Origin of the sequence: uncultured Gemella sp. (assembly GCF_963529685.1) — a bacterium.
Classification (GTDB): Bacteria; Bacillota; Bacilli; order Staphylococcales; family Gemellaceae; genus Gemella.
On record NZ_CAUSAI010000045.1, the window covers coordinates 1 to 13614 of the forward strand.

The 13614-nt window shown below is 31.2% G+C and carries 11 protein-coding genes; 8 read left to right on the forward strand and 3 right to left on the reverse strand.

Annotated features, from left to right (window positions below):
• Positions 1 to 53: 53 nt before the first annotated feature.
• Together RWS90_RS06700 and glpK are read right to left on the reverse strand one after the other, a co-directional pair.
• Complete coding sequence (locus tag RWS90_RS06700; RefSeq protein WP_314549828.1) at positions 54 to 350, reverse strand: helix-turn-helix domain-containing protein; 297 nt, start codon at positions 348 to 350, stop codon at positions 54 to 56.
• The gene (glpK, locus tag RWS90_RS06705) at positions 299 to 1801 is read right to left on the reverse strand and encodes a glycerol kinase GlpK (RefSeq protein WP_314549830.1); all 1503 of its coding nucleotides are present in this window, start codon (positions 1799 to 1801) and stop codon (positions 299 to 301) included. The genes RWS90_RS06700 and glpK overlap by 52 nt, the downstream gene beginning before the upstream one ends.
• Before the next feature lie 207 nt (positions 1802 to 2008).
• Here glpK and RWS90_RS06710 point away from each other — a divergent pair, with 207 nt between their 5' ends.
• The 6 genes from RWS90_RS06710 (at position 2009) to pyk (ending at position 9784) form a co-directional block, all read left to right on the forward strand.
• The gene (locus RWS90_RS06710) at positions 2009 to 2422 is read left to right on the forward strand and encodes a hypothetical protein (protein ID WP_314549831.1); all 414 of its coding nucleotides are present in this window, start codon (positions 2009 to 2011) and stop codon (positions 2420 to 2422) included.
• Between the two features lie 2 nt (positions 2423 to 2424).
• Positions 2425 to 3153: a peroxide stress protein YaaA gene (gene yaaA, locus RWS90_RS06715; protein ID WP_314549834.1), complete on the forward strand. Its 729-nt coding sequence runs from the start codon at positions 2425 to 2427 to the stop codon at positions 3151 to 3153.
• Positions 3154 to 3208: 55 nt separating this feature from the next.
• Positions 3209 to 3796, forward strand: coding sequence for a flavin reductase family protein (locus tag RWS90_RS06720; protein WP_314549836.1), 588 nt, complete (start codon positions 3209 to 3211; stop codon positions 3794 to 3796).
• Positions 3797 to 3842: 46 nt separating this feature from the next.
• Entirely contained in the window at positions 3843 to 7112 is a 3270-nt protein-coding gene (locus tag RWS90_RS06725; protein ID WP_314549837.1) for a DNA polymerase III subunit alpha, read from the forward strand.
• A gap of 130 nt (positions 7113 to 7242) precedes the next feature.
• Complete coding sequence (gene pfkA, locus RWS90_RS06730) at positions 7243 to 8205, forward strand: 6-phosphofructokinase (RefSeq protein ID WP_314549839.1); 963 nt, start codon at positions 7243 to 7245, stop codon at positions 8203 to 8205.
• Between the two features lie 133 nt (positions 8206 to 8338).
• Positions 8339 to 9784, forward strand: a complete 1446-nt coding sequence (gene pyk / locus RWS90_RS06735) for a pyruvate kinase (protein ID WP_314549841.1) — start codon at positions 8339 to 8341, stop codon at positions 9782 to 9784.
• A gap of 1054 nt (positions 9785 to 10838) precedes the next feature.
• Here the strand turns inward: pyk and RWS90_RS06740 are convergent.
• Positions 10839 to 11837, reverse strand: coding sequence for a D-2-hydroxyacid dehydrogenase (locus RWS90_RS06740; protein ID WP_314549843.1), 999 nt, complete (start codon positions 11835 to 11837; stop codon positions 10839 to 10841).
• Positions 11838 to 12372: 535 nt separating this feature from the next.
• On the opposite strand from RWS90_RS06740, the gene RWS90_RS06745 reads away from it, so the two are divergent.
• Both RWS90_RS06745 and RWS90_RS06750 read left to right on the forward strand, forming a co-directional pair.
• Positions 12373 to 12645, forward strand: a complete 273-nt coding sequence (locus tag RWS90_RS06745) for an autorepressor SdpR family transcription factor (RefSeq protein WP_003144186.1) — start codon at positions 12373 to 12375, stop codon at positions 12643 to 12645.
• Positions 12632 to 13249, forward strand: a complete 618-nt coding sequence (locus RWS90_RS06750; protein ID WP_314549845.1) for a DUF1648 domain-containing protein — start codon at positions 12632 to 12634, stop codon at positions 13247 to 13249. The genes RWS90_RS06745 and RWS90_RS06750 overlap by 14 nt, the downstream gene beginning before the upstream one ends.
• Positions 13250 to 13614 lie beyond the last annotated feature (365 nt).

Consider the following 13614-nt stretch of genomic DNA (forward strand, 5'->3'; position numbering starts at 1 on the left):
ATAAATAATTAAAAAGAAGTATCTTAACTCATTATGAGTAAAGATACTTCTTTTTAAAATATAGATTCGTAAAATTTTCCCCAGTCATGCACACTCTTAATAATAGGGTCTAGAGTTTTCCCTAAATCTGTAAGTCTGTATTCGACGCGAGGTGGCACTTCTGGGAAAACTTCTCTTTCTATAATTCCTTTCTCCTCTAACGAGCGAAGGTTGGCAGTTAATACTTTTTGGCTGACTCCATTAAGTGATTTTTTTAATTCTCCAAAACGTTTAGTACCGGTAAATAAATCTCTTAAAATTAGTATCGTCCATCTGCAAAAATTTGTGTAGCTTTTACTGCACGTTTCCAACCTTTATAAAGTTTTTCCCGTTCTTCTTTTTCCATAGTAGGAACAAATAATTTCCCTGCTGTATTTAGATTTTTTAGTTCATCTAGATTCTTCCAGTAACCAGTAGCAAGACCCGCTAGGAATGCAGCACCTAAAGCTGTCGTTTCTAGATTTTCAGCTCGCGCGACTTTAACGCCTAGTATATTAGCTTGAAATTCTAACAAGTAATCATTATTTGCAGCTCCTCCGTCAACTTTAAGAAGCGGTATTTCTACCTTAGCATCGATTTTCATTGTATCGATAATGTCGCGTACTTGATAAGCGATAGATTGCAACGTAGCTTTAACCAGATCTTCTTTAGTAGTAGCACGTGTTAAACCGAAGATAGTTCCACGAGCATCTGGATTCCAATAGGGAGCACCTAATCCTGTAAAGGCAGGCACTAGATATACTTCGTTATTGTTTTTAGAGTTGTAAGCTAACGCTTGTGTTTCAGATGATTTTTTAATTAGACGTAAGCCATCTCGTATCCATTGAATAGCGCTTCCTGCGATGAAAATAGATCCTTCTAAAGCGTAATAAACTTTCCCATTTATACCAAAACCAATAGTAGTTAGTAGGTTGTTTTTAGAAAGTTCCATATTTTCGCCAGTATTCATGATAATGAATGAACCTGTACCGTATGTATTTTTTATCATTCCTTTATCGAAGGCAAGTTGCCCGAAAAGAGCGGCTTGTTGGTCTCCGGCAAGTCCACTAATCGTAACTTCCCCACCGTAGAAATGATAGTCTATAGTTTTTCCATATACTTCTGAATTCGATTTGACTTCAGGTAGTAGAGATTCTGGTATATTTAGAATTTCTAAAATTTCTTTATCCCAAGTTAAATCTTTGATATTAAATAGCATCGTTCTAGCTGCATTTGTGTAGTCGGTAACGTGAGTTTTTCCACCTGTAAGCTTCCATACTAACCATGTATCGATAGTTCCAAACAGTAGTTCTCCATTTTCAGCGCGTTGTTGAGCACCAGGAACATTATCTAAAATCCAACGTATCTTAGTAGCTGAGAAATACGCATCAACTACCAAGCCAGTCTTTTGATGGATTATACCTTTATAGCCGTCGCTAACAAGCTTATTAGCTATATCGGCACTTTGTCTACTTTGCCAAACTATTGCGTTATAAATAGGTAACCCAGTATTTTTATCCCAAATTACAGTTGTTTCACGTTGATTTGTAATACCGATACTGTCTATTTGATTCGGTTTTATACCACTTTCGATAAATGCTTCTGCAATTACTGATTGTATAGAATTCCAAATTGCATTAGCATCATGTTCAACCCATCCAGACTGAGGGAAAATTTGCGGGAATTCCTTTTGACTACTTGCTATTATCTCTGCTTTTTTATTAAATATTATCGCCCTAGAACTTGTAGTGCCTTGATCTATTGCCATTATGTATTTTTTCATACTCCACCTCGAAATATTTATGTCACTAATATTATATCATTTTCTAATAGTGTTTAAAAGATGAAGAGTAGGTAAGAAATATTAAATAATGTATGTTATTGATTTGGATTATCATATAGCTTATTATTAGCGTTTTTCGTATTTTTCTTATAAAATAGATAATGATAGTTTTTTAGAAAATTTATTGTAAAATAAAGGAGAAATATAATGAACAGTTTACACAAATCATTAACAGCATTACTAGAAAAACTAGAAGAAAATGGTGTTTTACAAAAAGAAAAGGTTAATACAGTAGCACTTAAAACAGAGAAACTTGCGAAATATATTCGCGATCGTTTCGCTAAAGAACACGCGGATTTAGAAATTCGTAGACTTCTAGAAAAAGTACACTACGCTAATACTTATGAGGATAAAGTGCTGAAAGAAACAGCATTTTTAGTCGATGAAATCAGCGAATATATGTTCAAACTTGAAATTGCTAATCGTGATTTTGTAGTTGGATATTTCAATACTTTAATTATTAATCCTGCTATTGAAGCAACAGAATACAACTTTGTATTAATGGAAGTAGATAGTTTAATTGAAAATAGCTTCTTAGAATTACCTGAAGAAGAGGAATAATGATGAAAATCTTAATACCAACAGCCAAAGAAATGAATAAAAAGGCTACTGCATACGATGGATTACAACTTAATCCCAATAGTATGGAAATAGTTAATGAATTGGCTAAACTAAGTGTAGAGGATTTGGCTAAAGTTTATAAAATTAAAGAAGATAAGGCGACGGAAGAATTTTCTCGCTGGCAAGACATAAATAACAATACAGCAAAAAGTTATAAAGCATTAGAATTGTTCAATGGTTTAATGTATAGAAACATAAATCGCGATAATTTTGATGAGGCTGATAAGAAATATATAGAGGAAAATGTATTCATTACAACATCTTTATATGGTATAATAGGTGCTTATGACTTGATTCAAGAACATAGACTAGACTTTTTACAAAATGTAAAAGTCTCAGGGAAGTCATTAAAAAATTTCTGGAGAGCTAGTTATGATGAAAGTATAGAAGATGAAGATCTTGTTGTTTCATTGCTCTCTAGTGAATTTGAAGAAGTATTTTCAAAAAAACAAAGAGAGAAATTTATTAAAATTAACTTCATGGAAGAAAAAGATGGAGTGTTAAAAGTTCATTCTACAATTTCTAAAAAAGCAAGGGGTAAATTTTTGGCAGAACTTGTAAAAAATAAAGTTTCATCAGTAGATGAAATGAAGAAAATACAGTTTGATGATTTTAAATTTAGCGTAGAAAATTCAGATGAAAGAACATTGGCTTTTATAGCAAAGAAATAATTAAAAATAGTGAAAATCAACTATGAAAGGAAAATAAGAAAAAGGATAGAAAAAGATGAAATTAGAAATTAAAACTAGCAAATTATATTATGGATTCCCTGTAATATTGATAGGATATAAAGATAGGAAATGGAAATATAATGTAACAACATGTAGTTCGTCATATTCTTTGGGAGATATGATTATAGTTGGGCTTAGAGCAGAGAGCAATTCTGTAGATAATATAAAAGAGTATGGGGAATTTACTGTGAATGTACCTTGTCAACAGATTTTGAGTAAGGTTGAGATTGCAGGATTCCATTCAGGTCAAAACAAAATAGGGATGGCTGATATGACGTATGATCCGGCAAAATATATCGATGCTCCGATAATGGATGAGTGTATTTTGTCGCTTGAGTGTAAAGTTGAGAACATCGTTGAATATGGAAAATATACGAATTTTATCGCCTCTATAAAACGTAGGGTAGTCTGTGAGTATCTTCTTGATGAAGAAGGGTGTTTAAAATATACAAATTTTAATCCTATTTACTTTATGGGAGATGACAATAAGAGGGTTTATCGTTACTTTAATGAAGAGAGTAAAAATCACGGAGAAAACATGGGATGTTTTTCAGAAGATGATTATAATCCACTTTGCGGATAATATAAATCCGTATAGATAAAAATAATTAAGAAAGGAGGATATTAGTATGTATTGCAATTTACAAGTGCATAGTTCCTACGATTTGTTAAATAGTACGATAAAGTATGAGAGTCTGTTTTTGAAACTTATTAAGGATAATCAAAAGTCAGTTGTTATAGTTGATCCAAATATGTATGGGGCAATAAAAGCACACAAAGAAGCTAAGAAATCAGGTGTTAATTTGATTCAAGGTTTAGAAGTGAGTTTGGGATATGGTATAGGACTGCTTAAACTCAACATATTGTGTAAATCAGAAAAGATGTTCTATAAATTGTTAGAGATCTCTACTAAGTTTATGAATGAAGAAGAGTGGACTGTAGAAAATTTCGCTAATGAAATGATAGACTATAAGGATGATTTTGTCTTAATAGTTGTCGATGAACTTAGAGATAGTATGGAATTTTCATATTTAAATAACTTGCTTAATAAGTATAATTTTTATTTCGGATTTAACGAAAGTTTTCAAGTAAGTACTTATAGTTTTTATGAAAATATAGTTTATACAAAACCTAGTTATTATTTAAATAAAGAACACTATCAGCAAGTCATTGTTAGCCGTGCTATTCGCGATAATAAAAAGCTTAATATACAGGAACTTACGACTATTTCAGGGGAAGAGTTTGTAAGAGAGCAAAAAGACTTTGAAGAAATTCTAGCTTTTGGAGATGAAGGATTACATTCAATTTTTGAAAAGGCATTTGAGAACCAAAAAGAAATAATAGGTAGTTGTCAATATGACCTGAATTTTTCGGGATACCATCTGCCGAAGTATATTTACGGAGAAAAAGAAGAGATATTCTCTAAATTATCTTCTAAGGAATATTTGTATTATTTAGTTCAAAAAGGTGTTAAAGAAAAACTAGTAGGTAAAGATTTATATCATTATAAAAAACGCTATAATTATGAGCTTAAAATCATCGACGAAATGGGCTTTAATGATTATTTCTTAATTGTTCATGATTTTGTGAAGTATGCAAAAGATAATGATATCTTAGTTGGAGCAGGACGTGGTAGTGCTGCGGGAAGTTTAGTTTGTTACTTACTCGATATAACAGAAGCGGATCCATTGGAATATAATTTACTGTTTGAAAGATTTTTAAACAAAGAACGTATCTCTATGCCTGATATCGATATAGACTTCCAAGATACTAGACGTGATGAAGTAATAAAATATGTAGAAGAAAAGTATGGTTCTGATAAAGTAGCTCAGATTATTACTTTTACAACATTTCAATCGAAAAGTGCAGCAAGAGAATCAGCGAGAATATTCCAGTTTGATGAGAAAACTTTAAAATTCATTAGTAGTAATATTAGTTCTACAAGAACATTGAAAGAATGTTATGAAATGTCAGAAGACCTGAGAACATTTATTAATCAAAGTAATATTAATAAACGTTGGTTTAGTATAGCTCTTAGTTTAGAGAATTTACCGAAGAATCCATCTGTACACGCAGCTGGGATAGTAATAAGTGATGATAAGTCACTTGTTAACTATGCTCCACTTGCCAAATCAAACATGACGAAGTACTTAACGCAGTGGACGATGGATGATGTAGAGAGTGTCGGCTTATTAAAAATAGATTTTCTTGGTATTAGATACCTTACAATGGTGTCAAGTATTGTAGAGGAGATAAAAAAAGAAAATCCAACGTTCGATATAACAAAGATAAATTATCAAGATCCTAAGGTTTATGAACTGTTTGCTAGAGGTAAGACAGAGGGTATCTTCCAGTTCGAATCGAGTGGTATGAAGGAAAAGTTAAACCTCTTAAAGCCTACGGAATTTAATGATATCGTTGCGATGAATGCTCTTTATAGACCTGGTCCTATGGCTCAAATAGAAGTCTATGTTCGTAGGAAAAATAAAGAAGAGCAAGTAGTATATCCGCATCCTCATTTAGAAAAAATATTAAAAGATACTTATGGAGTAATTGTTTATCAGGAACAGATTATGTTAATAGCTGTTAATTTTGCTCATATGAGTCTGAATGAAGCAGATAATATGCGAAGAGCTGTAAGTAAGAAGAAAAAAGAAGATTTGGAATACTATGGTCGCATATTCGTAGAAAAGAGTGTTACAGCTGGGTATGATATAAAAGTTGCTGAGAAACTTTTTGAGCTTATCGTTACCTTTGCAAATTATGGTTTTAATAAGAGTCATGCGGTTGTGTATAGTATGCTAGCTTATCGTTTAGCATATTTGAAAGTCTATTATACTAAGTACTTTATGACAGCTTTATTAAATAACGTAATAAGTAGTGAAAAGAAAATAAATGAGTATAAACAGGAACTTAATAATCTAGGAATAAATCTTGTTAAGCCTGATGTTAATAGAAGTTTATCTAATTTTAGAGTTTTTAAAAATGATATCGTATTTGCCTTAACTGCAATAAAGAATGTTGGTTATAGAAGTAGTTATGAAATAGTCCAAGACAGAATTAACTTTGGACAGTATCAAGATATAGATGATTTCTTAAAACGAATGAATAAGAAGGTTGACTATCAAGCAGCAGTTTCACTGATTAAGGCGGGTGCGCTAGATACTTTTGGATATAATAGAGCTACTTTGATGAAAAAAGTAAATGACTACTATTCAGATAATAGACAGTACATTAATAATGTGCGTGTTGCTTTATCTGCGGAAAGTGGGCTTACGTTGAAGGTTGAAGAAGTGGAAGATTATCCAATTACAGAAAAAATACAAATGGAAAAAGAAGTAACGGGGACATATTTTTTGAAACATCCGGTACAGGTAGAAAAAGAGAAATATTCTTATTTACCACTTCAATATGTTGGTGGTGAGGTAAGTGATAGTTATGTAGAAATAATAACAAAAAAAGAGATTAAGACTAAAAACGGTGACTATATGGCGTTCTTAACAGTCAATGACGGGAAAAACGATTATGATGTAACAGTATTTCCAAGTGTTTATAAGTACGCGAATGTCTTTATACAAGTAGGTAGCTTTGCGGTTGTGACATTGAAAAAACAATTTCGTAACGGAAGAGAACAGTTTATACTGGAAAAGATAGCGAGTCTTAAAAATTATAGAGACTACTGCATAAATAATATAAAAATTATTTATACTATAGTAGATGATGAAATATTAGAACTATTGAATCAATATAAAGTGGAAAGTGGAGGGGTTAAGGTAATAGCGTTACTTGATAACGATTCCACAAAAGCCAGAACAGTACTAATAGGAAATGAACATATTTTTGTTCAGAATTTTTTGGAAAAGTTCCCGGAGAAACGCATTAAAATCGTATACATGTAAAAAATCAAAAAAAATCGAACAAAAATAAAACAAAATTTTGTTTTTAGTAGAAAAAATTTCGAAAATATGGTATTGTTGATAGGTAAATTTAAAAATAATTAATAACAAAGTACGAGGAAGGTAATAGTACATGAAAAAAATAGCAGTTTTAACAAGTGGTGGAGATGCACCAGGAATGAACGCAGCAGTGCGTGCCGTTGTAAGAACAGCAATCTATAATGGATTAGAAGTTTATGGAGTATATCAAGGATATAAAGGATTAGTAGAAAACAACATCAAAAAACTTGAAGTAGGAGATGTAGGTAACATCATCAACCGTGGTGGAACAATGCTTTATTCAGCACGTCTTCCAGAGTTTGCTAACCCAGAAGTGAGAAAAATCGCTATTAAGAACTTAGAAACATTAGGAATTGATGGATTAGTAGTAATCGGTGGGGATGGTTCATACCGTGGAGCTATGGCTTTAAGTAACGAAATGAATATCCAAACTATCGGAGTTCCAGGAACAATCGATAACGATATTTGTTGTACGGATTATACAATTGGATTCGATACAGCACTTAATACGATTGTTGATGCGATTGATAAAGTGCGTGATACAGCATCAAGTCACGAGCGTGCATTTATTATTGAGGTAATGGGACGTAACGCAGGAGACTTAGCTCTATTTGCAGGTATTGCTGGAGGAAGTGAAAGTCTTCTAATTCCAGAGAAAAAAGAAGATATCGAAGAAGTTGTTGCTCGTATTAAAGCGGGTGAAGACCGTGGTAAAAAACACTCAATCATCGTTCTTGCTGAGGGTGTAATGGGAGGACAAGAGCTTGCTGCAAAACTTAAAGAACTTACTGGAGAAGAAGTAAGAGCTACTATCTTAGGACACATTCAACGTGGTGGTACTCCAACAGCCCAAGACAGAGTATTAGCATCTCGTTTAGGAAACTATGCTGTACAATTATTATTAGCTGGCGAGTCAGGACGTGCAGTAGGTATTCAAAACAATAAACTTGTAAGTACTAAATTCCAAGATGTATTTAGCGATGTTCACAATGTTGATTTATCAATCTATGAAGTATCTAAACAACTTTCAATTTAAATTATAAATCATAGTGGAGGAAACGTTTTCTTCTCATAAAAACGGTTGTTGTTTAAGAAAACATTTGAAAACAAGTTGAAAATAAGTTAAAATAATTAAAGTAAAGATAAAAACTTAAGAGGTATTTAATATTATGATACAGAAAAAAACTAAAATAATTTGTACAATTGGACCTAAGTCTGAAGCAAAAGAAAGACTTACTGAAATGGTTGAGTTAGGAATGAACGTTTGTCGTCTTAACTTCTCTCACGGAGATTATGCAGAACATGGTGCAAGAATCCAAACAATTAAAGAAGTTAGAAAAGCTACAGGAACAAACTTAGCTATCCTTTTAGATACAAAAGGACCAGAAATTAGAACTCACAACATGGAAAATGATGCAATCATGCTAGAAACAGGGAAAGATGTTATCGTTTCTATGACTGAAGTTCTTGGAACAACAGATAAATTCTCAATCACATACGGTGAATTGGTTCACGATGTGAAAGCTGGAGATACAATCCTACTTGATGATGGATTAATCGGATTAACAGTTAACAAAGTTGACGTTGAAGGCGGATTAATCTATACTACTATTCAAAATGGTGGAGTACTTAAAAACAAAAAAGGAGTTAACGTTCCTGGTGTATCTACAAAACTACCAGGTATTACTCCAAAAGATGAAGAAGATATTCGTTTCGGATGTAAAAATGATATTGACTTCGTTGCTGCTTCATTTGTTCGTACAAAAGAAAACGTACTAGAAGTTAGACGTATTCTTAAAGAAGAAGGATGTGAACACGTTCAAATCATCCCTAAAATCGAATGTCAAGAAGCTATTGACAATATCGATGAAATTATCGAAGTATCTGACGGTATTATGATCGCTCGTGGTGACCTTGGGGTTGAAGTACCAGCAGAAGAAGTACCAATCATGCAAAAAGATATTATTGCTAAATGTAATGCAGCAGGTAAATTCGTAATTACAGCTACTCAAATGTTAGACTCAATGCAAAAAAATCCACGTCCAACACGTGCTGAAGTATCTGACGTAGCGAACGCAATTTACGATGGAACTGATGCAATTATGTTATCAGGAGAATCAGCAGCTGGAGCATACCCAATTGAATCAGTTCGTACAATGGCTACAATTGCTAAACGTACTGAAGAAATGCAAGATTACTCTCGTATCTTAAAAGCACGTTCTAAAAAAATCGTTTCTAAAGATATTACAAACGCAATCGGAGTATCTGTAGGATACACAGCTTTAAACCTAGATCTACACACAATCGTAACATATACTGAATCAGGACAAACTGCTAGATTAATTTCTAAATATCGTCCAAATGCAGCTATTTTAGCTGTAACGCCGAGTGAAAAAGTTGCTCGTGGATTAAGTTTAGTATGGGGAGTAGATGCTCAAATCTCTAACCAAGTTAAATCAACTGACGAAATGTTAGAAACAGCTAAAACTATCGCAGAAACTTCAGGATATGCTAAAAAAGGTGATGCTATCGTAATCACTGGTGGTATCCCAGTTAACACTTCAAGAAGTAATGTAGGATCAACAAACTTCTTAAAAGTTTCTGTAATTGACTAATAAGAAAATAAAATAGAGGGATAGGATTAAAAATCCCAGATTTTAAAAAAAGTTTATGAGAACTCATAGACGCAGAGGTTTATTGATATCTAAATTCGCTTTATAAAAACTTTTTAGCTATCTAATAAATTTTGAGGGAGTGACTCGATAAAATCGATTTCTTTGAAATTAAGATTTTTGAGTCACTCTCTTTTTTAGGGTTAGCGCGTTAATCTAATGAATAAATTATAACAAAAAACAGCCCTTAAAGGACTGTTTTTCGTTATATGAACACAAAATAAAAATTTAGGATAAATAGTTATTTTGTAGTAATCAGGGAAAGACCTGAAATTAAATTAAAAGTTTATTGTTAAAAAAATTTAACAACCGAAAGGAAATTTATGACTATATTAAGTATAGTCGATTAACTGGAAGTTAGATTAACTTTCACAGTTCTAAGAAACAATCTAAAAGATTGTATGAGGTATATAGATATATCCCTTTTACCTATTCACTCATATAATAATTATCATGTTATGTTTAAAATGTTTAATTTGTTTTAATTATTTTTAGGAATATGCACTTTAGTAATAATTAATATCAAGATGCAACAAATAGCATATTGGAAAGAAATAAAAATAATATTAATTATACTAAAATATTTTAATGACAAAACTATCTCATTAACTGTTTATACCTTTATTTTATCAAAATGTAGACTGTTGTCAATTGAAATATAATAGAAAAATAATTCTTATTACAAACATTTTTACATTCTTAATCATGTATATACAAATAAAAATATTGCGAAATCACCGGTGATTGAAAATATTTTCATTATGCAAACTTATAAATAGTGTCATTTAGAAAATTAAAAATTATAAAAAATTATGAGAGTGACTCGACAAAATCGTGATTTCCGAGAAACAAGATTTTGTCGAGTCAGCCCCATAACATATGTAGTGTTGTATTTAATTGTTAAAATAGTATCTTTAAATAAATTGTTGTTATCGAATTATTAATGTAGAATATAATGTAAAAAATTTCTTCTTGTTATACTCCAATTATATCTGAATTATCTATTAACAATATTAGGAGAATCTCCAGTAGTTATTACATCGACTGCAGCATTAAGTGCACCTTCTACAAGGTTTTTTACTGCTGTTTCTGTATAGAAAGCAGTGTGTGGAGTATAAACAATATCGTCTCTATCGATCAACTCTTGCATTAGAGAATCATCGAAGTTTTTATTTGAGAAATCTTTTGGCACATAATTTCCTTCGTTTTCATATACATCAAGGCTAGCACCTAATAACTTACCGCTATCTAAAGCGCGAATAACAGCTTTTGTATCCACAAGAACACCACGAGCGGCATTAGCGAAGATAGAACCGTCCTTCATTTTACTGAAGAATTCATCATTTACCATATGAGTATATTCTTTAGTAGCAGGGACATGGATTGTAACAACATCAGATTGAGCTAATAATTCATCGATGCTATCAACATAATCTAATACCTCACGAGCAGCATCAGAAGGGTACAAATCATAACCTATAACTTTACATCCTAATCCTTTGAATAAAGTTGCAGCTTGTCTACCGATATTTCCTGTACCTAAAACTCCAACAGTAAGTGTTCTAAGCTCTCGAGAAATTATATTTTTATTCCATGTAAAATCATGTTTTTCAACGTTATTTAAAATTTTTCTAATATTTCTACTTATATATAATACAGTTGTTACGACATGTTCAGCAATTGCATTAGGTGAATATCTTGGGACGTTTGTCATACTAATTCCTAATTCACGCATATATTTTATATCGTAAATATCGAATCCAGCCATTCTGTTTGCGATAACTTTTACACCTTGCTCTTTAGCGTAATCATAAACTTCTTTTGCAAATGGTCTATTTTGGAACATTACAGCTCCTTGTTTTCCATCTAATAGGTGTTTTGTTTCTGCTTGAAGTTCGCCTTCATGTAGATCAACCTCTACCTCTGGATGTTCTTTTAGCCATGCATCAACAAATGGTCTTTCATCTTCTCTTAAGTTAAATAGTGCTAATTTCATAATGAAATCTCCTTTTAATTTTTTTATATTTTAACTGAATATTAGATTGTGAAAATGTAATAAATAAGTATTAATTGTATCTAATTTTCAGTTAAAACATAACGGTATTAAAAGTGATAACACATATAAGATAGCGTTTACAATTCTTATTTTAACAGAAAGATAGATTATGTCAACAGGGGATAAATAGTAATACAGAAAATATATTTAATAAACAGAATCTTGTATTGATACTTATATAGATGTGTTTGTTATGAAATGTATAATGAAAGCATATATTAAATATATATTTGTTTAAATTAAGAGATAATTGAAATTTTTAATTATTAAATATTATTATATTAATTAAAATTACGATTATAAAAATTTTTTATTTAATAGTACAGTTTGGATAGTGTCCTATATAACCATCAATAACTATTTAGAAATTTTTCTAAATAGTTATTGACTTAAAGTTGAGGAAGAGTTATAATCTATTTAGAAAGATATCTAAATAGATTTGCAGTCTGTAATATAAAGGAGTGATATATATGGGATGAGTGAAACTTTAAAAGCAATATCTGATCCAGTAAGAAGAAATATACTAGAAATGTTGAAAGAAGAGAAGAAAAGTGCTGGAGAACTAGCTTCGGAATTTCATTTAACAGGAGCTACTGTCTCTTATCATTTAACTCAGTTGAAAAAAGCGGGTTTGATATTAGAAACTAGGCATAAAAATTTTATATATTATGAGTTGAATGCCAGCGTATTTGAAGAAGTACTGGTATGGATTTATGGTTTAGGAGGAAAAGACGATGAGAGTAGATAAAAAGAGTTTGTTTGTTGGAATTGTTATTTGTTTGTTACCTATATTAATAGGGGTGTATTATTTTGATGTGTTGCCTGATCAAATAGCTGTGCATTTCAATTTTAAGGGAGAGCCTGATAATTTCGTGAGTAAGACTCGTGCAATTATTGAGATTCCTGTATTTTTTGCGGTAGTACAGATTATAATTTCGCTAGTAGTGGATTTTGATAAAACACCTAAAAAAGGTGCGTTAATAATTAAGGGGATTGTGCCTATACTAAGTGTTATAGTTCAAGATGGCATAGTAGCATATGCTTTAGATAATAATTTCAATGTATCACAATTAGTAGTGTTTATTTTCGGAATAGTGTTTATTATACTTGGTAACTATATGCCTAAAAAAGAATTTTGGGGAAAATACAATTTTAATCTTTTTGGTTTAGAAAAAGGTGTCAATGAGCAAAAAGTGATTAGAGCCTATGCATTGCTTATGACCTTTAGTGGAGTTGCTATATTTATTAGTGGATTCTTTAGTTCTATAGTAGCGTTAGTTTTAATAGTTATTTTTGCAATTTCCTCTGCGGTTTTACCTTTTTATTTGGTTAAAAAGTATAAAGGTCAGTAACTTACTCTATTTTAAACTTTTAAAGTAGATTACAGCTGAAAATTATTCTTAGGTTAAATTCCAGATCTTTTCTTTGAACTGGAATTTATTTTGGAGATTAACTTAAGATTAATTTTAGATTTAATCATTTAGGATATTGCTTTTAGCGATTAGAAGTTTATGGTATAATTGAAACTATGAAAATTATTTACGTAAACTAATTATTATTTTCAATAAAATTAAATTAGGAGGATATATAGTGTTAGAACTTAAAAATATAGTTAAGAAGTATAATACTGGTGGCAGTGAAGTAGAAGTACTAAAATCTGTGAATATTCATTTTAGAGAAAATGAGTTTGTATCGATTTTAGGAGTAAGTGGAAGTG